This is a genomic window from Rhodococcus sp. C26F (genome assembly GCF_053345925.1).
In genome coordinates this window covers 48,430-69,657 of the sequence record NZ_JBKFBA010000005.1, presented here as the reverse complement: position 1 = coordinate 69,657, position 21,228 = coordinate 48,430, and the positions used below count along the sequence as shown (strand labels likewise).

Annotated in this window: 9 protein-coding genes and 1 riboswitch; of the genes, 5 read left to right on the top strand and 4 right to left on the bottom strand. The window is 68.9% G+C overall.

What is annotated here, in order from left to right:
• Window positions 1-58 precede the first annotated feature (58 nt).
• Window positions 59-148: riboswitch (glycine riboswitch) on the bottom strand.
• A 132-nt stretch (window positions 149-280) separates the two neighbouring features.
• On the top strand, window positions 281-1,606 hold the full coding sequence (locus tag ACLBYD_RS08650; protein ID WP_447816107.1) for a DUF2254 domain-containing protein: 1,326 nt from the start codon (window positions 281-283) through the stop codon (window positions 1,604-1,606).
• A 77-nt stretch (window positions 1,607-1,683) separates the two neighbouring features.
• Window positions 1,684-1,893 (top strand): DUF2945 domain-containing protein, encoded by a 210-nt coding sequence (locus tag ACLBYD_RS08645; RefSeq protein WP_447816106.1) that lies wholly within the window; start codon window positions 1,684-1,686, stop codon window positions 1,891-1,893.
• A gap of 16 nt (window positions 1,894-1,909) precedes the next feature.
• On the opposite strand, the gene ACLBYD_RS08640 is transcribed toward ACLBYD_RS08645, so the two are convergent.
• Together ACLBYD_RS08640 and ACLBYD_RS08635 are read right to left on the bottom strand one after the other, a co-directional pair.
• On the bottom strand, window positions 1,910-2,425 hold the full coding sequence (locus ACLBYD_RS08640; RefSeq protein ID WP_447816105.1) for a hypothetical protein: 516 nt from the start codon (window positions 2,423-2,425) through the stop codon (window positions 1,910-1,912).
• The gene (locus ACLBYD_RS08635) at window positions 2,422-3,003 is read right to left on the bottom strand and encodes a SatD family protein (RefSeq protein ID WP_447816104.1); all 582 of its coding nucleotides are present in this window, start codon (window positions 3,001-3,003) and stop codon (window positions 2,422-2,424) included. Before ACLBYD_RS08635 ends, ACLBYD_RS08640 begins: the two co-directional genes overlap by 4 nt.
• 182 nt (window positions 3,004-3,185) lie before the next feature.
• Between ACLBYD_RS08635 and ACLBYD_RS08630 the strand changes: the two genes are divergently transcribed.
• Window positions 3,186-3,563, top strand: a complete 378-nt coding sequence (locus tag ACLBYD_RS08630; protein ID WP_447816103.1) for a recombinase family protein — start codon at window positions 3,186-3,188, stop codon at window positions 3,561-3,563.
• A complete protein-coding gene (locus ACLBYD_RS08625; RefSeq protein ID WP_447816102.1) occupies window positions 3,560-5,401 on the top strand; it encodes a zinc ribbon domain-containing protein in 1,842 nt (613 codons plus the stop codon). The genes ACLBYD_RS08630 and ACLBYD_RS08625 overlap by 4 nt, the downstream gene beginning before the upstream one ends.
• A gap of 30 nt (window positions 5,402-5,431) precedes the next feature.
• Here ACLBYD_RS08625 and ACLBYD_RS08620 read toward each other — a convergent pair whose 3' ends face one another.
• A complete protein-coding gene (locus tag ACLBYD_RS08620; protein WP_447816100.1) occupies window positions 5,432-6,136 on the bottom strand; it encodes a DUF6875 domain-containing protein in 705 nt (234 codons plus the stop codon).
• Between the two features lie 577 nt (window positions 6,137-6,713).
• Between ACLBYD_RS08620 and ACLBYD_RS08615 the strand changes: the two genes are divergently transcribed.
• On the top strand, window positions 6,714-20,450 hold the full coding sequence (locus tag ACLBYD_RS08615; RefSeq protein WP_447816099.1) for an amino acid adenylation domain-containing protein: 13,737 nt from the start codon (window positions 6,714-6,716) through the stop codon (window positions 20,448-20,450).
• Here the strand turns inward: ACLBYD_RS08615 and ACLBYD_RS08610 are convergent.
• Window positions 20,429-21,100: a TVP38/TMEM64 family protein gene (locus ACLBYD_RS08610; protein ID WP_447816226.1), complete on the bottom strand. Its 672-nt coding sequence runs from the start codon at window positions 21,098-21,100 to the stop codon at window positions 20,429-20,431. The two genes, ACLBYD_RS08615 and ACLBYD_RS08610, sit on opposite strands and share 22 nt — an antisense overlap.
• Window positions 21,101-21,228: the final 128 nt, after the last annotated feature.

Sequence of the window (21,228 nt, the reverse complement as noted above, 5' to 3'; positions counted from 1 at the left end):
CGCGGACGGAGCCGCTTACACCTTCGGTGAACCCGGAAGAGTTGCTTTCCAGAGGAGCCTCGCCGTGGCGGTCTGGGGGCCTGAGAGATTCCCGGGGAGGTTGCTCCTTCGGCGCCCGCTGTGTGCGGGACTCTCCCGCCGCGGTTCGGTGGCTGTTCAGTTGTCCGTCGAGTATCTCATGGACTCGTCGTGACCGCGCCGCAGGGGACATCCGGTGCGCGTGCCCACAGTTCGCTGCGAGTGCCCGCGGTGCGGAGACCGGATGGTTAGCTTGGTCGACATGAGTGCTCTGCCGAGATCGTGGATGCAGTTGCGGATCGCCGCGGGCGTATATCGATTCCGGGAGAGCCTGTTCGCGCTGCCCGCGCTGGTCGTCGTCGCCGGAGCCGTGCTCGCGGAGGTGAGCGGCTACATCGATCGGACCTCCGGCCCCTTCCCGTGGGGCATGAAGATGAACAGCAACGCCGCGATCTGGCTGCTGAGCACCGTGGCGGGCGCCACGATCACCACCGCCGGTGTCGTCTTCTCGTTGACCGTCGTGAGCCTGCAGTTGGCGAGCAGCCAGTTCTCACCGCGCGTGATGCGGTCCTTCATCCGGGACCGGGCCAGCCAGACGGTGATCGGGATGCTGGTGGCGACCTTCGTCTACTGCGTGCTGACGCTGCGCCACATCGGCGCGGACGACGCCGCACCTGCCCCGACGCTGTCGACCACCCTCGCGGTGGTCCTCGCGGTGTCGACCGTGGTGCTCATCATCGCCTATCTCAACCGGCTGGCCCACGGTCTGCAGGTCGGGGAGGTGGTGCGCAGCATCGCCTCGGAGGCCGAAAAGGTCATCGCGAACACGAGCCGGAGTGCGCACCGCGAGATCCGCGTCGACCGGGTGCCGGAACCGGATTTCACCGAGGGGGCGACGGTGCACGCCCCGCGCGACGGCTGGGTGACCCAGGCGCCGGCCGAACTCGTTCTCGCCGTGGTACCGCCGGGTTCGGTCGTGCGGATGGAGACGCGTCCCGGCGCGTACATCCACTGCGGGGAACCGCTGCTGCGGATCCATCCGAAGCCGGAACGGGCGGTGATCCTGCGGCGGCTCGAGGCGGCCGTGGAGATCTCGAATGCGCGCACCATGCAGCAGGACGTGGACTTCGCGTTGCGGCAACTCGTCGACATCGCGCTGCGTGCGCTGAGTCAGGCGATCAACGACCCGACAACCGCCACCGAGGTGGTGCTCCGGCTCGGCAGTCTCCTACGCACCCTGCTGGTCACCGACAGTCCGGTGCCGGCGATCGAGGGTGCGGACGGCCGGATTCTGCTGCGTCCGTGGATCCTGTCGCCCGACGAGTACATCGAGCACGCCTTCGAGCAGATCCGGCACGCCGGTTCGGCGCAGCTGCACGTGGCCACGGCGCTCGCCCGGGTGCTCCGCATGCTCATCGATCATCTCTCCGAGCAGGGGCGCACCGAGTCGGTGCCGGCCCTGCAACATCAGTTGCGTCTGCTCGTCGACGCGGTGGTCGCCCGGCCCGAGTTCCATCCGGAGGACCTCGAACGTTTCCGTGCCGTCGCCGAGGGCTCCGCGGATCCCGCGGAGCATCGGACGGACTGATCGGCCTGGGGTGTAGGACCGGTGGGAGACGGCTATCCGACCGTCACAGGAAGCGGGCCGATCGGGAGGACGACGACATGGCGACCCACTTCTCCGTCGGTGACCACGTCCGATGGAACTCCGAAGCTGGATACGTCGAGGGTGTCATCATCGCGGAGCACACGGAGGACGTGGAGTTCAAGGGACGCACGCGGCGGTGCAGCGAGGACGAGCCGCAGTACGAGATCCGGAGCGACAAGACCGATCACGTCGCGATGCACAAGGGGAGTGCGCTGAAGAAGATCTGACGGCGGAGATCCGGGGTCAGGTGATCAGCGCCTGTCCGGCGCCGCACACCGCGACCGCCCACAGCACAGAGGTGGACGTGCCGATGATGAACTGTTCGGAGGCATTCGGTTCGCGCAGTTCGGGATAACGGGCGAGACCCTTCACGGCCATGATGACGGCGATCCCTTCGGGCCATCCGGCGAGGATGGAGGCGGTGACCGCGCCGCGTTCGAGCACGCCGATGACGCGTCCGCCGCGGAGCGGGCCCGGGGGAGGGGTGGGCTCGGGACCGGCGTCGGGTTGCCTGCGCGCGATCCGGAACGCCACGAGGACCGCGGGTCCGCCTCCGGTGATCGCCGCCGTGGCGGTGAGGATCAGCGTGGCCGCGAGCGCGACTCCCTGAACCGGTATGGTCGCGGTGGCGGCGAGGGCGGCACCGGCGAGACCCGCGATGCTCAGCGAGGCGGCCGGCCATACCGGCAGGCTCGGGCGCAGCGCGAGCGCGGGTGCGAGAGCGGCGACGGCCAAGCACACCAGTGAGAGGACGGTCAACGGTCGGCCCTTTCCAGGAGTCGGCGCACGAGTTCGCGTCCGGCCAGTTCGGCCTGCCACCCGGCGGTGGCGAGGCGCTGGGATACCGCTTGTTTGCTGATGCCGAGACGCTCGGCGATCCGCGCCTGCGACAGGCCCTGACGAGCGAGGTCGACCGCCTCGTGCCCCTGGTCTGTGCGGCGCAGGACGACGGTGGCGAGCAGGGTGAGCGCGGCGTCGACATCGGCGGTGGCCTCGGGGTCGTTGCCTTCGGCCGCGACCTGCCCGGGCGCGTTCTTGGCGCGTTCGACAGCGGTGCGGGCGTGTTCGAAGGCGGGTCCGCGGCCGGCGCGTGTCTGTTCGGGGAGCGGGGTCTCCACCGAGCCGATTCCCACCCCGATACTCCAGCGTTCCCTCCGGAGGAGGTCGAGGACGAGATCGACGACGACGGCGGGATCGTCCGCGACGGCCTGGACCTCGTCGCCCGCGGTGCGATCGAAGGGCCGCACCAGCGGAACGTCCTGCAGTTCGGTGAGGAGGTCCGCCACGCGGTCGACATCGCGGCGGCTGCCCCGTTGGTCGACCGTCAAGACGAACATGTGTCAAGTTTGAAGGCTTGATTGTCGATAATCAAGACCTGAAGCTTGACGACCGAGCAGACCTCGACCGGTATCTCGGTCGGCCCGCAGCCGGGAGGACGCCATCGGCCCGGATCGAAGCGTTGTACTGCCGTGTGTCGGGCTCCACAGGGCAGGAATCATCGCTCACCCATCAAGAGGCGATGTTGCGCGAGAGCGCCACCGGTGCCGTGTACCGGGTGTACAAGGACCGTGGATCCGGGCTGCGGGAGAAGCGGGCCGGATTGGATCGGTTGCTCGACGACGCCGCCCGGGGACACTTCACGGTGGTACGGGTGGTGTGGCGGGATCGCCTGGCGCGGTTCGGGGTGGTGTGGATCGAACGGTACCTGTCGGTGGTCGGAGTTACCGTCGAGGTGCTGCGTGAGCAGGGCGAGATATCGCTGGCGGAGGAACTGATGGACGACTTCATGGCACTGCTGGCGTCGTTTTCGGGTCGGTTCTACCGGCTGCGGTCGAAGCAGAACCAACGTCGACTTCTCGATGATGCGGGGGCACGGTTGGGCAGGGATGAGCAATGACCGACACCACCGACCACCGTCGGTTCGCCTTCACCACCCGACCGTATCTCGCAGTCGACGACACCACCGGCGACCCGATCGGACTCGACGACCTCGACACCCGTATCCGATGGCTGCTCGACCTGATCACCGGCGCCGAAACCGAACTACTCACACGTCTGTGGCATCCCGCCACCTTCGACACCCTCTCCGCCGGCCGCGACCGCGACGGCCGGACACTACCGAAACACGGGCACGTCGTCGCCGCTCGTCTCGGCTGGGCCCCCACCTACCCGGACGGGGTGTACGTGCCGTCACGGGTGTCACGGGTGGTCACCGCACAGGCCACCGCGACGCTACGGACCTCGGCCTACCGCGACACTGCGATCGCGTCGCTCTCGGCCCGGTTCGATCCCGCTACCGGGCGTATCGCCCCGCCTGCCGGTGGGGAGGTGCCCGTGCCGTCGGGCTTCGCCCGAGGTGTACGGCGGCAGTTGCTCGCCCGTACCCGCCGGGCCGATCCTCCGGGTGCATCGACGTCAGACGCGGCCACCACCGACGATCGCACCTCGGACGCGGCCACCTCGGCTTCTGCGCAGCCCGAACGGTTGAGGATCACCGACATCCAAACACCACCACAGGTCAGCGCCATGGCCCGCCTGTCCGCCGCCGACAAACAACTCGCCGAGCTCACCGTCACCGACGATGCGATGATCTTGACGGTCAAGCTCCCCACCACCGGCACCCCGACGACACGGACCCAGTGGCGGGCGGTGCGGTTGACCGCCGCGCTCCCGCCGCACCTGCACGGCCGTCCGATTACTGCGTGGCATCTGCCGACTCTGACCCTCGACGGCCGGGGACTGTTGCTGCGCTGTGCTGCCACCGAAGCCGTCCCTACCGGTGACCTGAGCAGTGCCACGGTCGCGGTGGGGGTGGACTGGTCACCGTCGGCCCTCGGGGCCGCCGCGATCGCCACCGACACCGGCGACGGGTTGGTGTCGGACTATGAGGGTTACACGTACGATGACCGCGGACTCGGCATCAAACTTGCCCGCCTGCAGACCGAAGGCCAATTCCTGTACCGCAAGGCAGCCCGCCTGACTCGGCTCGCCGAGAACGCACCACCCCGGCTCCGGGCGGAGCTGGAAGCGAAGATCGCCGTGCTCGATGAGAAGCGCACCGCCGTCGGCGTCAAGCGGAGAAAGATCAACCGGGAGATGGCGTTTCATTTCGCGCGTCAGGTCGCCGACTACGCGGTCGCCGTCGAGGCGACGGTGATCGCCGTCGAAGATCTCGCGACCCTCGAACCGCGTGGGCGTGGCCGGGTGAACAACAATCGGGCCGCGCAGTCCGCGCGCCGCAAGGCCGCCGACGCGCTGGCTCAGACCGCAGCCCGGGTGGGTGTAGTGGTGGTGTCGGTCCCCGCCCGCGGGTCTTCGGCGTGGTGTCCGGGGTGCAACTCACCGCTGGCCCGGCCGGGTGGCTACCACAACGCGTGGTGCGCACATTGTGAGGTGGGTGGGAATCGTGATCATGTGGCGGGGGTGAATCTCGCCAAGCGTGTTCTCCTCGGACGGGGTGCGGCGGTCCGCACCCGTGCCGGGAATCTGAAGATCCGCACCATCGAGCATGCTCCGGTGCGCAAGTGCCGGGACAAGACCGGTCCGACTCCGGGCAGGCCGCGGCATCGCCGTGTCCGTCGTAGTGTTCCGGCCCCGACTCCCGCTGAGGGGGTGAACACATTGAAGTCTCGTTCTGCACCTGAAGCGTCGGTGTGGGACACGGTCGAGCCCGCGGCATCGCAGGATGTCTCGGGTAGCCGTGAGGAACGTGGGTCTGGACCGCCTGGCATGTAGGTGGCAGGAAGTATCAGGTTTACGTAGACGCTATCGGGCCGGCTCGTTCCCCGTCAGCTCATGATGTGCGGTGATCGCGTCCACCGCATCGCCGTCGTACTTCATCCGTTTCGCGATGGTGAGGCGGAGTGTCGACGGCAGTGCCGGGGCGAACTTCTTGAAGTAGGCGCACAGCCATTCCTGGCGACCGACGAGAAACGGGAAATCGGTCGTCATCATGTTGCGGGCGACCAGCATCGGCAACGGGGCGTCGAGTGGATGGAAGTCGTGATTCCACAGACCCGGCTGGGTGCAGCCCGGGTAGAACTGGCCGAGCATGAAACCGTGTTCGACGAACCGCGACTTGAATTCCGCGTGGACGACGTCGATCACCTCGAAGCCGGTGAGGTCGGGCAGTACGGTCACGAGCGTCTTCAGGCTTCGGTCGCGATCGTCCTCGCGTGAGAGCGTCGTGTACAGGTCGAACTGGTCCTCCACGATCGTGCCGAGTGCCCCGGCGTCGATTCCGGGTCCGTGGACGAATGCAGCTCCGAAGAGATGCTTGCCGATCGACGGACGAACGAACGGGCACACAGGCCCGCTGCGGCCGAGTTCGGGGTTGGGTTCGGTGAGATACCCGCTCGCCCACCTTCTCAACAGGTGGGCGCTCGCTTCGTCTGCGTACTCGGAGGTTTCACCGAACAGGTCCACCCAGACCGTGCCCGAACGAGGTCCGACTCGTCTCTGGATCGGCATCTGCGCTTCCTCCCTCCAGGGGATGGATGTCGCGTGTTCGTGGGAACTGGGGAGGGTCCCCGGAAAGGACTGTCGGAAGGCTGTTTCGAGCAGCAGACATGCGAGAAGTGGAAATTGCTGCAGTGCAACACGATCGATTGCACCGGTCCGGCCTCGTGCATCGTCCGTTCACACGGATCCCGTGCTTGTGCGACCGTCGGGCCGGGCGTGAATTCCCCTTCGTCCGGAGTTTACCGAAAGTTTTGCATTCTAAGTTTGTAAAACGAGCATAGCGCGGACGGAAGGTTTCTATCCATCCCATCAAACAAACCCAAGGTTTATGGCGTGAAAATGCCGAATGTCGGGATGTGTGAGCGTCGTCCTCTGCGGCATGTCCTGGTCGCATCTCGATCTCGTTCTGCTGCACAGCATTGCAGCAACCCTGTCCCCGTCCTACGCTGACGCATACATTTTCGAAGCAACGTGCCGACTCGGTCGTTCCCACTCGCGAGCTGTGCCCGATGCTCGATGGCATCGGGCTCGACGAGGCGCTCCCGTTCGCCGCTGCCGCTGCACACATCCTCGTGAAGGGGGCGCTGTGGCCACTCCCGTCGTAGGCACCGCGCAGAACTCCGACGACGGGCGCGCGGGTGCGTTTCCGCTGACTCCGGCCCAATACGGTATCTGGCTCGCCCAGCAACTTGTACCCGAAGTCCCTTTCGTCATCGCCCAATACGTGGAGTTCCGTGGAGAACTCGATCTCGAGCTGCTGAAGTGGGCGTCGACGACCGCTGGGCGGGAGTTCGAGACCGTCCTCCTGCGCCTCGTCGACGTGGACGGCCGTCCGTACCAGGTCGTCGACCGGGACCTCGATGTCCCCACCGAGGTCGTCGATCTCCGTGCCGAATCCGATCCGCGGGGGGTGGCCGAGGAGTGGCTCCGGCGGGATGTGGAAGCACCCGTCGACCTGATGGCGGACCGGTTGTGCCGCATCGTGGTTCTGCGCACAGGTGATGCCAGTTACCTCGTGTACGTCAAGGCTCACCACATCGCGCTCGACGGGTTCGGAGCGATGATCATCGTTCGCAGAGGAGCCGAACTCTATTCCACGGCACTCGCCTCCCGGAGTTCCGGCCAGGACGGGGTGTCGACGCCGGACAAGCCGCCGGCGGATCTGCGGACGTTGTACGAGAAGGACCGGCAGTATCGCGCGTCGAGCCGATTCGTCGCGGACCGTGAGTACTGGAGCGAGCGGATCCGCGACCTGCCCCACGTCGACACCACGGAGGTGCCCCCGGCGGTCCGGACCCTCACGGCGGAGACGGATCTGTCGGACACTGCGGACGTCTACCTGTCGGGGTCCCCGGCGATGCGGGACGCCTCCTCGGCCGCAGTGGTACTCGCGGCCGCCGCCTGTTTCTTCTCGCGGCGGTCGGGACGGTACGACGTGCTCGTGAACATCCCGGTGTCGGCGCGGACGACGGCCGAGCTGCGCCGGTCCGCCGGAATGCTCGTCAACGTGGTTCCCCTGCGGATCCGGGTGGATCCGAGCGAACCCGTCGAGGATCTCGTCCGGCGGATGCAGGTCGAGCTCGTCGGAGCCCTCCGACACCAGGCGTGCGGACTCGACGACATCCGCCGGGCGACATCCGAACCGGTGTCCCGCTTCTCGGTCCCCCTGGTCAACGTCATGCTGTTCGATCAGCAACCCGTACTGGGCGACATCGTGGGAACACCACATGTCCTGTCGCGCGGGCCCGTCGGGGACCGGCTGATCACCGTCCACCGCCGCAGTGTGCCGGCCGGCACCGTGATCGAATTCCGGGCGAATCCGAACCGATATGAGGAGAACGAGATACAGGCGCAGTGCATCTGTTTCACGGAGATCCTCGAGCAGTTCGTTGCAGCCGACCCTCGAACGCCGGTCGGTTCGATCCACCCGCCGAGCGCCGGAGCGGCCGCACCTCGCTACCGGCGGAACACCGTGCTCGATCACTGGCGGCACCTTCTGGCCGGTGCACCTACCCCGCCCGCACTGTCACCGTCCACGCAGGCACCTGCCTGTGGACGGGCGGGCAACGCGGGATCTGCTTCGGCGTGGGCGCAGTTCGTCCATCCCCTCGGTAGCGGACTGCGTCGGGCGAGTACCGAATGTGCTGACGATCGTGTCCCGATCCTGCAGGCTGCCACCGCGATCCTCGTCGCCAGGTCGAGTGGTACCGACGACGTCGTCCTCGGTGTCCCTGCCCCGGCCGGTACCGCTCCTGCTCGCACGGTCCTGCCCCTACGCACCCGAGTGCGTTTCGACGAGCCGTTCCGAGATCTCCTCGAGGACATCTCCCGGGGGACTCGGGACGCTCTCGCACACGCCGACATACCTGCCGCGATACTGCTCGACGCGCTGGCGCCGACACGGAACGGATCGCACGCCCCACTCTTCCGCGTCACCGTCGAAGGACGGGGCGATGCGGACAGGGAGGTGGAGAACGCCGTCCTCGGCGACGTCGGCCTGCGTATCGATCTGGAGCGTCCGCGATCCGGCGACGGTGCCGGGCGCGAGTCGACGTCCACGGACGTGCTCCGCATCCGATACGCCACTGACGTCTACACCGCGCCGACCGTCGAGCGCATCGCCCGCCGACTGGAACGTATCCTCCTGGCCGTCGAAGAGGATCCGGAGATACGGGTCGGCGACATCGATCTGCTCGACGCAGCCGAACGGACCGCACTCGCTCCCGTGACGGGTCCGCCGCCGGTGACCGAACGTCTGCTGCCGGAAATCCTCACCGACGCTGCACTCCGCACCCCCGCGGCCACCGCAGTGTCGTGCGGCGAGACCCGGATCGACTACCGGGAACTCGACGAGCGATCGAATCGGCTGGCCCGCATGCTCGTCGAGCGCGGCGCAGGACCGGAACGTTTCGTCGCGATCGGCATGGCCCGGTCCGTCGACTCGATCGTCTCGATCTGGGCCGTGGCGAAGACGGGCGCGGCCTTCGTCCCGGTGGACCCCGCCTATCCGCCCGTCCGGATCGAGTACATGCTGCGCGACTGCGGCGCCGTGCTCGGACTCACCACTACCGGCGAACGGTCCCTGCTTCCCGGCACCGTGCCGTGGACCGCGGTCGACGATCCGGAGGTGGTCACGGAGACGACGCGATACACCGGGTCTCCGGTGACCGACACGGACCGGTGCGCGCCCGCGCGTTCGGATCAACCCGCCTACCTCATCTACACCTCCGGATCGACGGGACAGCCGAAAGGCGTGGTCGTCACCCACCGGGGACTGTCGAACCTCGTCGCGCACACCCGCACCCTCGCCGACCACGACGCGCGGGTCTGGCACGGGACATCCCCGAGCTTCGACCTGGCGGTACTGGAGTTGCTCGTGGCGTTCGGCTCGGCGGCGCACCTGGTGATCGGCCCGCCCGATGCGTCCGCCGGTGACGACCTCGCACATGCGTTGCGCGCCGAGCGGATCACCCACTTCTGCACCACTCCTGCGGTCCTTGCAACGATCGATCCGGCGGTCCCCGAGGACCTGTCCTTCGTGAGCGTCGGCGGTGAGGACTGCCCGGCATGGCTCGTGGAGAAATGGGCGCCGGGCCGCCGCATGGTCAACGGGTACGGGCCGAGCGAGATCACCGTGCAGATGGCGTCGGAGGACCTCGTGCCCGGCAGACCGGTCACCGCAGGCACTCTCGGACCCGGATTCCGGTCCGTCGTGCTCGACACACGCCTGAATCCGGTGCCGCCCGGGGTGATCGGCGAGCTGTATCCGGCAGGACCTGCCCTGGCACGGGGATACCACCGGCGACCGGGGACGACGGCGACGCGGTTCGTCGCCGACCCGTTCGGGCCGGCGGGGTCGCGGATGTACCGCACCGGCGATCTCGTGCGGTGGTCGACGAACGACGACAGCGCAGAGAACGACAGCGCAGCGGCCACCTCGGATCTGCGGCTGATCTACGCGGGGCGCGCCGACCTGCAGGTCAAGGTGCGGGGGCGGCGCATCGAACTCGGCGAAGTGGAAGCAGCACTGCTCCGCCACCCCGACGTCGAGCAGGCCGCGGCGGTGGTCCGGCGCGAGACCGGATCCGACCGGGTCGTGGCGTACGTGGTGCCGCGCACCGGAACGGTTTCGGATGCCTCGACGATTCGTGATGCGCTCGCGGCGGAACTCCCGGATTTCATGGTCCCGGCTGTGGTGGTGCCGCTGGCGGCGATGCCGATCACCGCCAACGGCAAGCTGGACCGTGCCGCGCTGCCGGCCCCGGACCGCCGGGGCGTGCTCCATCGTCCTCCGCGCACGGGGTTGGAACGGACTCTCACGGGGGTCTTCGCAGACGTTCTGCGTCTGTCCCCGGATCGGGTCGGTGTCGACGACAACTTCTTCGAACTCGGAGGTGATTCCCTGTCGGCGACCGGTGTCGTGGCGGGGGTCCGGTCCGCGCTGCACGTCGAAGCACCCATCAGGATGCTCTTCGAAGCACCGACGATCGCCGAGTTGGCACCGCGTCTCGCGGAGTGCGGTGTCGCCCGGACGCCGTTGACACCCCGACGCCGGCCGGACCGGATCCCGTTGTCCTACGCGCAGTCCCGGTTGTGGTTCATCCACCGTTACGAAGGTCCGTCGCCGACCTACAACATCCCCATGGCGGCACGCCTGACAGGACGGGTGGACATCGACGCGATGAGTGCGGCGTTCGCCGATGTCGTGGCACGCCACGAGTCCCTGCGCACGGTCTTCGAGGAATCCGACGGAGTCGCCTTTCAGCGCATCCTGCCGGTCGAGCGGACCTCATTGTCGCTGCCTGTGCGGGCAGTGACCGCCGACGAGGAGCACGCGGCCGTGCGCGCCGAGGCGCGGCGGCCCTTCGACCTGTCCACCGAGATTCCGGTGCGGGCCACACTGCTGCGGACCGGTTCCGACGAGCACGTGCTGGTGCTCGTGCTGCACCACATCGCCGGCGACGGCGCGTCGATGGTGCCGCTGGTGCGCGACATGCTGCTGGCATACGCGGCCCGGTCGGCAGGGACCGAACCACGGTGGGATCCGTTGCCGGTGCAGTACGCCGACTACACCCTGTGGCAACGGGACGTGCTGGGGGACGAGGACGAGACGGGAAGCATCCTGCACAGGCAGTTCTCCTACTGGCGAGAAGAACTCGCCGAGGTCCCGGAATGCCTTTCTCTTCCGCTCGACCGTCCCCGCCCCGCGGTGCAGTCCTTCCGCGGTGGCCGGGTGGAGTTCACGATCCCCGCGGAGCTGCGCCTCGCGGCGGACGACCTGGCGGCCGATCACGGGGCCACCGCGTCGATGGTCTTCCAGTCGGCACTCGTGGTGCTCCTGCACAAGCTCGGTGCGGGAGACGACATCACGATCGGTGGTCCGGTGGCCGGGCGGACCGACGAGGCTCTCGCCGATCTCGTCGGATTCTTCGTCAACACCTGGGTGCTGCGCGTGGACGGCATCACCGGACGATGGACGCTCGCCGATGTCCTCGACCGCGTGCGGGCCAAGGCGCTGGCCGCCTACGAGAACCAGGACGCGCCCTTCGAACGGTTGGTGGAACTGCTCGCCCCGGCGCGCTCGACCGCCCATCACCCGCTGTTCCAGGTCGCATTCGCATTGCAGAACAACCCGCTGCCGAGCCTGGACCATCCGGACATCCACGTCGAGATGCTGCCCGTCGCGACCGACATCGCGCGGTTCGACCTGTACATCAGCGTGTCGGAGCGCGCGTCCGCCGAGGACGGCGGGATGCTCGGCAGCATCGAATACGCGAGCGATCTGTTCGAGCACGACAGCGTCGAACGCTTCGCGGACCGGTATCTCCGTGTCCTCGACTCCCTCGTGAGGTCGCCGCACCGGCGGGTCGACGCTGTCGACCTGCTCGATCGGTCTGAGCGCGACCTGCTCCTCGACGCGTGGAGCGGTCCGGATGCCACCACTGCTGACCGGACGGTTCCGGCGGTGCTCGCCCAGCGGATGGCGGCGACACCGGACGCACCGGCGCTGACCAGCGTCGCCGGCCGATGGACGTACCGCGACGTCGACGCCCGGGCCAACCGGCTGGCTCGTCTGCTCGTCGAACTGGGTGTGGGGCCCGAGACCGTGGTGGTCGTCGCCCTGGATCGGTCCCCGGCACTGGTCGTCGCTCTTCTCGCGGTGTCGGCGGCGGGTGGCGCCTATCTGCCGTTGGACCCCGCCTATCCGAGCGAACGCACCGCCTTCGTCCTCGCCGACGCCGCGCCCCGCGTGCTGGTCACCGACAGTCGATTCACCTCACATGCGACCCCCGCCGTCGTCGTGGTCGTCGACGAGACGGGCCGCCCGACGTCCCACGCCCCGCCGGACGATGCGCGACCGCTCACCGACTTCGACAGGATCGCGCCGCTGCACCCGTCGAACACCGCGTACACGATCTACACGTCCGGTTCCACGGGTGTCCCGAAGGGCGTGGCCGTCACGCACCGGAACCTCGTGCACCTCGTCGAACACGGATGGACCGATTCGCGACCGCGACACCGGATGTCGCTGGTGTCCTCACCGGGTTTCGACGCGTCGGTGTACGAGATCTGGCCCGCCCTGATCGGCGGTACCGAACTGGTGCTCGCGCCACCCGGTCTGCTCGATCCGTCGACGGTCGCGCGGATGATCTCCGAACACGGTGTGACGACGATGTTCGTCCCGACACCGCTGTTCCACGCCCTCGCCGACCCCGCCGTCGTTCCGGAGCGGGTGTGGGACGGTGTGGACCAGGTGGTCACGGCCGGTGACGTGCTGTCCCCGGAGGTCGCACGCCGCTTTTACGAATCGCATCCCTCGACTCTGCTCGTCAACGCGTACGGACCGACGGAAACGACGGTGTGCGCGACGATGTACCTCGTCGAGGACGCGTTCGCCCGAGGAGACCGCGCGTCGGTCCCGATCGGCACGCCGATCCCGGGAGTGGCGGTCCTCGTCCTCGACGCCGGACTGCTGCCGGTGCCTCCCGGTGTCCCCGGCGAGTTGTACATCGCCGGGGACGGGGTCTCCCGCGGATATCCAGGTCGTCCGGCCACGACCGCGGCACGATTCGTGGCATCTCCGTTCGGCGGGCCGGGGGAGCGGATGTACCGCACCGGCGACGTCGTGCGGTGGATCCGCTCGACGAGCGGCGCCAAGGGCCCGGGTGGGCACCTGGAATTTGTGGGCCGCTGCGACGATCAGGTCAAGGTCCGTGGTTTCCGGGTCGAGCCCGGTGAGATCGAAGCGGTCCTGGGTGCGCATCCGGCGGTGGCCCGCGCGGCCGTGGTCGTGCGGGAGACTCCGGGCCACCACGAGACCGGACGACTGGTCGCGTATGTGGTGCTCGATCGGGAGCAGACACTGCTCGCCGACCCGACCCGCGCGACCGGCACCGTCGAGCGGTGGAGGGCACTGTACGACGACGTGTACTCCGCGCCGCCGCCCGAGGACAGCGGCGACACCGGCGCCTTCGCGGGTTGGAACGCCACCGACACCGGGCAGCCCATCCCGGTCGAGCAGATGCGGGACTGGCGCGACGCCGCAGTGCGGGCCGTCCGGCGGCTCCGGCCCCGGCGTCTGCTCGAGATCGGCGTGGGCTCCGGTCTCCTGCTCCGAGAACTGGCCCCCGACTGCGCCGAGTACTGGGGCACGGACTTCTCGGCCCCGACGATCGAGACGCTGCACTCCGCCGTGCGATCGCAGCCGTGGGCCGATCGGGTGACGTTGAGGACGCAACCGGCGCACGCGACCGAGGGGTTGCCCCAGCGGTACTTCGACACCGTCGTGCTCAATTCTGTGATCCAGTACTTCCCGGATGCGGCGTATCTGCTCGAGGTGCTCCGGAAGATCCTGCCGCTGCTCGCACCCGGCGGATCGATCCATCTCGGCGATGTCCGGAACCAGGCGCTGCTGCCGTACTTCGCCGCCGCTGTGGAACTCGCCCGTGCCGACGGCACCGAGACCGCGGACACGATCCGCGAACGCGTCCGCCGTGCGACGCTCTCCGAACGGGAACTGCTGCTCGCCCCCGAGTTCTTCACCGGCCTGGCCGGTCGTCTGCCGGGTGTCACCGGGGTCGACATCGAACTCGGCCGGATGCGGGCGGCCAACGAACTCGGCTTGTACCGCTACAGCGTGGTGCTGCACACCGGTACCGGACCCAGGTCGCTCGCCGATGTTCCGTGCCGGTCCTGGGCGGGATTCGGAACACTCGCCGCGCTCGCCGACCACCTACGGACCGACCGTCCCGACGCCCTGCGCGTGTCCGGCGTACCGCACACCGCCCTGCAGTCCGTGATCGCCGCGACGACCTCCCTCGATGCGATGCCCGGCCACGCGCTCGTACCGGAACCGGACCCCCGGCCACGATCGGACAGCATCAATCCCGCGGACTTCGATCTGCTCGGCGCCGAACTCGGCTACCGGGTCGCCGTGACGTGGTCGCAGGAACCGGGATCGATGGAGGTGATCGTCCTCCGCGACGACCCGGACGACAGGGCCGATGCAGCGCTGACCGATGTGTACCGTCCGGCCGATGACATCGGCAGCCTCGCCCGCTATGTCAACGACCCCGCCGCAGAGGAGCGACTCGACGACGTCCGTCGCTTCGTCCGAGAGCGGTTGCCCGACTACATGGTTCCGGCCGCGTTCGTCCACATGGCCGACCTGCCGGTGACGGTGCACGGCAAACTCGACCGCCGCGCGCTGCCGGCCCCGGAGGTCGCGACGCGGAGCGACAGCTACATCGCACCGACCACCGACACCGAACGGGCTCTCGCTCGGGTGTTCGCCGACGTGCTCGGCGTCGACCGGGTGGGTACGCAGGATTCGTTCTTCGCTCTCGGCGGCGATTCGATCATGTCGATCCAGCTGGTCGCGCGGGCCAAAGCTGAGGGACTGGTGCTCTCGCCCCGAGATGTGTTCGAACACAAGACCGTTGCAGCGCTCGCCGCGGCGGTCACCCTGGCCGGACCGGCCGAGTTGACGCTCGAGGAACTGCCGGGTGGTGGCGTCGGCGACGTTCCGCTCACCCCGATACTGCGGTGGCTGGTCGGGAGTGGCCGAACGTATCCGGGCTTCTGCCAATCGGTGTCGGTTCCGCTGCCGGACCGACTCCGCGAGGCCGACCTTCTCGCGGCCCTGCAGGCGGTCGTGGATCGGCACGACATGCTGCGGGCGCGGCTCCACGCGGAGCCCGGAACGCCTGACGAGCTGCATCTCGAGACACGGCCCATCGGATCCGTCCCGGCGTCGTCGATCCTGCGTCGCGTCCGGGTCGACGACCTCACAGGGCCCGAATTCACCGCGATCGCCGCCGCCGAGCACGCTGCCGCGACCGGACGGTTGGATCCCGGCAGGGGAGTGATGTTGCAGGCGGTGCAATTCGAGGCGGGACCCGCGTCGCGGCTGTTGCTCGTGGCACATCATGCCGTGATCGACGGTGTCTCCTGGCGAATCCTGCTGGGCGATCTCGCTGCTGCGGCGGCTCGACTCGAACACGGACTCGACCCGGATCCCGCACCGACGGGCACCTCGATGCGCCGCTGGGCGCACGGTCTCGTCGAGGTCACCCGCCGCGGCACGCGCGCGGCCGAACTGCCGTTCTGGATCTCGACCCTGTCGGGTCCGGATGCGCTGCTCGGCGCCAGAGAGCTGGACCCCGCGGTCGACGTCGGGGCCACCGTCGACACCGTCACAGTCGAGGTTCCCGCCCCCACGACCACCGCGCTGCTGACCGTCCTCCCGGTGGCCTTCCACGGGAGCATCGTGGACGGTCTCCTCGCAGCCCTGGCCGGAGCCGTCGTCGCGCAGCGCGCCGAGCGTGGGATCGACCTCGCTCGGGTGCTCGTGGCGTTGGAAGGGCACGGCCGGGAGGAGCAGGTCGTGCCGGGAGCCGATCTGTCCCGGACGGTCGGATGGTTCACCGCGGCCTATCCGGTGCGACTGGACCTGACCGGTATCGACGTGGAGGCCGTGGAACGCGGCGGCACCGCAGCGGGAACCGCGGTCAAGACCGTCAAGGAACACCTGCGTGCCGTTCCCGACCACGGGATCGGATACGGGATGCTGCGGTATCTCGACGACGAGGGCCGCGCCGCGCTCGAAGCCCTGCCGGCACCCCTGCTCGCCTTCAACTTCCACGGCCGGAGCACGCTGCCGGACGCCGTCACGGACATCGAATTCGGCGGTGGCCTCGATCCCGCTCAGCCGGTACCGGCGGTGATCTCCGTCAACGCCATGGTCGTCGACACCGCTGACGGTCCGGTGCTGCGCGCGGATCTCGCCTATGCGACCGGGGTCATCGCCCGCCCGGAGGTGTCGGATCTGGCCGAACGGTGGCGACGCATGCTGAGCGGCCTCGCCCGGCACGTCGCCGAACCGGGCGCGGGAGGGCACACCCCGTCGGATCTGCCGCTGGTCCCGTTGAGCCAGGAACGCCTCGACGAGCTCGAGCGCCGTTATCCCGGCCTCGAGGACGTGTGGCCTCTCACTCCCTTGCAGACCGGCTTCCTGTTCCATGCCCTCCGGAACGATTCGATCGACGCGTACACGGTGCAACTGACCCTGCACCTGGGCGGTGTCGTTGATCCGCGACGCCTCCGGCGGGCGGTGGCCGCCCTGGCGGCGCGGCATCCGAATCTGCGGGTGAACTTCGTCTTCGACGGGGAGTCCCCGCCCGTGCAGGTCGTGCAGGAGTCGGTCGAAATGCCGCTGTGTGAGAGGGATCTGAGCGATCTGGACCCCGAGGATCGTGTGGCGGCACTGGTCCGACTGCAGACCGAGGACCGGACGCAGCGTTTCGACACGGCGCACGGACCGCTGGTGCGCCTGAGCCTGATCAGGATGGGACCGGACGATCACCGGCTGGTGTTCACCAACCACCACATCCTGCTCGACGGCTGGTCGGCGCCGCTGCTGCTGAAGGAACTCCTCGTGCTGTACGGCACCGAGGCGGACACCGGGGTTCTCCCGCCGGTACGTCCCTACCGGGACTACGTGCGGTGGCTCGTGCAGCAGGACCCGGCGCCCGCCCGCGACGCCTGGTCGCGGTACCTGGCCGGTCCGGATCGGCCCACGCTGGTCGCCCCGGACGCCGAGCAGTCCTCCGTGCAGGCCCTGTCCGAGGAGACCACACGGGCGCTCGACCCTGCGGACACCCGGCGCCTGGAGGCCTTCGTCCGGGACCACGGACTCACCGTCGGCACGGTGGTGCAGGTCGCGTGGGGGATCGTGCTGGCGAAGCTCACCTCGCAGCGCGACGTCGTGTTCGGATCGACCGTCTCCGGGCGGCCCGCGGAGGTCGACGGGGTCGAGGAGATGATCGGCCTGTTCGTCAACACGGTTCCTGTGCGGGTCCGGCTCGACCCGTACGAGACCCTCACAACGCTCGTCGAGCGGATCCGAGCCGAACAGACCGCACTGCTCGACCGGCATCACCTCGGCCTCACGGAGATCCAGCAGGTCGCCGGGCCCGCCGCCGGGTTCGACACCCTGACGGTGTTCGAGTCGTATCCGGTCGACCGTGCGGCTCTGTCCGACGCGGTCGACATCGCGGGCATGCAGGTGCGCGAGGTCACCGGACACGACTCCGGCCACTATCCGCTGACCCTCATCGCACACGTCGACGACGCGCTGCGGCTGCGACTGAGCTACCGCCCGGACCTGTTCGACGGGGCGACCTGCGAGGCGATCGTGTCGCAGGTCGCCCAGGTCCTCGAGGCCGTCGTCGACCGGCCGGAGGTGCCGCTCGGCCGCCTCCGCCTGTTCGGGGACGAGGTGCCGGTCGTGTCCACTCCCGGCACCGCCCCTTCACGGACGTGGACGGAGATCCTCGACGACTGGATGTCACGGTCCCCGGAGTCCGTCGCCGTCGTCGACGCGGGTAGGCAGTGGACCTACGCGGAGCTGGACGAGCGGGTCGAGCGGCTCGCACATCTGCTCGTCTCCCGCGGAGCAGCACCGGAGACCACCGTCGTGGTGGCGATCCGGCGATCGTTCCTGCGGGTCGTCGCGATGCTCGCCGTCGTCCGCGCCGGTGCCGTCTACGTGCCCGCCGACCCCGACCAACCCCGCGACCGCGTCACCGCGATGATCCGGACGGTGACACCGCTCTGCGTGCTCGTCGACGGACCCGAACCGGCGGTGCCCGACGACGTATCCGTCGTGCCCGTCCGGGACATCGACCTCGACGGTGCGCCGGCAACGCCGGTGCCGGATATCAACCGCCGCACGCCGGTGCGCGCCGACAACACGGCGTACGTGATCTTCACGTCCGGATCGACGGGCACGCCGAAGGCGGTGACCGTGACGCATCGCGGTATCGCCGAGCTGGTCGATCGGCTCTCGACGGTCGCCGACCGCGAGTCGCGTGTCGCGCAGGCGATGCTGCCGGTGTTCGATGCCTCGTTGCTGGAGACGATCGTCGCGTTCTCGGCCGGGGCGCGGCTCGTCGTGGTGCCACCCGGCATCGCCGCCGGTGACGACCTCGAGCGTGTGCTCGCCGACGAGGACATCACGCACCTGTACACCACACCCGCGGTGCTGGCGACGCTGGATCGGGACGCGCTACCGGCCCTGACCTTCGTGAGCGTCGGGGGTGAGGCGTGCCCGCCGTCCCTGGTGGAGACGTGGGCCCGGGGTCGTCACATGGTCAACGGCTACGGTCCGAGCGAGGCCACGGTGATGTCGAACCTGCTCGATCCGCTCGTCCCCGGCGAGAATCCCACCGTGGGACCGCCGATGCCCGGTTTCGACGAGTACCTGCTGGACTCGTACCTGCAACCCGTGGCCGGCGGCGTGGTAGGGGAGCTGTACCTCGCCGGACCGGGTCTGGCGCGAGGGTATGCGGGACAACCCGGCCTGACCGCGACGCGTTTCGTCGCCGACCCCCTCGGCGCACCTGGGCACCGGATGTACCGCACCGGGGATCTGATGCGCTGGACCCGCACCGCGGCGGACGCCGAGCCCGTGTACGTCGGGCGCAGTGACTTCCAGATCCAGCTGCGCGGTCTGCGAATCGAGCTCGAGGAGGTCGAGGCGGCACTGCTCCGGCATCCGGCCGTCGCCCAGGCGGTGGTCGTGGTGCGTGACGACGGCAGCGGCGACCGGCTCGTCGGATACGTGGTGCCCATCGGGACCGTTCCGATCGAGGCGCCCGAGATCCTGCATTTCGCGGCCACCCGGCTGCCGCGATACATGGTCCCGTCGGTGATCGTCGTGCTACCGGGCCTGCCCGTCACCCCGAGCGGGAAGGTGGACAGGTCGGCGTTACCGGCGGCCGCGCCGGTCGGGGCTGCCTACCGGTCGCCGCGCACACCGACTGAAGGTGCCGTGGCCCGCGCGTTCGCCTCCGTCCTCGAACGCGACCGGATCGGGATCGACGACAACTTCTTCGACCTCGGCGGCAACTCGCTCGCCGCGACCGCCGTGGCATCGAAGCTGCGCAGCGAGCTGGGCCGGGAAGTTCCGTTGTCCCTGGTCTTCCTCGACCCCACACCGGCCGGTCTTGCGGACCGCCTCGACGAGCCGACCACGACCACTGCTCCGGCGACCGGCATGTTCGATGTGCTGATCCCCCTGCGAGGGCACGGTCACCGCCCACCGGTGTTCTGCGTACATCCCGCGATCGGCTTGTCCTGGGTGTACGCGGGACTGCTGCGCCACCTGCCGGATCGGCCGGTGTACGGGCTGCAACTGCCATACCTCTCGGGCGGACCCCTCGACGCGACACCCGCCCAACTGGCACATCGTTACGTCGAGGAGCTGCGGGCCGTGCAACCGCAAGGTCCCTACACCGTGCTCGGCTGGTCCCAGGGCGGACTGATCGCCCACCACATGGGTGTCGAACTGCGTGCCGCGGGGGAGACCGTCGACCTGGTCGTCCTCGACTACTACCCGCTCGAACGCGAACGGCGTGCCCACACCCACGCGGAGCTGCTGGCGGGACTGGGCATCGAACTGCCCCACGCGACGCCGGACGAGATGACCTCCGAGCAGCTGCTCGACGCGGTGAACCGCAGTCTCGGGCACGAGACCGGACTGTCCACCGCCGACCTGGAGCGGATCCTCACGGCCTATGCGCACGTCCATCGGGCCGCGCCGACGCTCGACCTGCGATGTTTCGACGGCGACCTGCTGTTCGTCGCCGCGGCGCGATCGCTCGGCACGGACGACGGTGCGTCACCGGCCCTGTGGCGGCCGTGGGTGTCCGGCACGATCACCGAGCACACGATCGACTGCGACCATCTGGAGATGATGACCCCGGTCGCGCTCGCCGTCCTCGGCCCGATTCTGGCCGACTATCTCGACGCCGGGTCCTGATCCGGATCGACGACGGCGTCGAGCGCCGAACCGGCGGGCTCGGGGAGCCGGGCCTCGAGCAGCAGTCCGGCGAGACCGAGCACGATGCACACCCCGGTGATCACCATCAGCCGCGGATCGGTCTGCCCGGTCAGGGCATCGCCGAGGAGCACGACCGCCACGGTGCCCGGCAGGATGCCCACGACCGTCGCGAGTGTGTAGGGGACGAGACGGACCGCCGAGACCGCGCAGCAACAGTTCACGACGAAGAACGGGGCGGCGGCGATCAACCGCAGGGAGCCGACCGCGAGCCATCCGCGGCGTGCCAGCCGCAGATCGATCGCTTTCGCCGCCGGGTGCGTGAGACGCGATTCCACGGCCTTGCGTCCGACGGCCCGCACGAGCAGGAACGCGAGGACGGCGCTGACCGTGGAGGCGGCGACCGTCACGCCGATGCCGACGGCACTGCCGAACAGCACGCCGGCGCTGAGGGTGAACACCGTGCGCGGAATCGGGGCGATCGTGACCAGGGCGTGGACGGCGAAGAACGCCAGGACAAGTGTCGGACCGTGCACGGATTCGGACCACTCCCGGATCTGAGCGATCGTCGGATGCGGCACCACGAGAGCTGCGACGACGAGCGCCGCCACCAGGCCCAGGATGCCGAGCACTCTGCGGTCTGCGGCAAGCCTCGTCACGAGCGTCCACACTACCGGCCGGGCGGTCTCTGCTTCCCCGCGAGCAGAGTGACGAAGGTGGCACGATACCGTTCCGGTCGAGGACGTCGTTATCGAGCGCT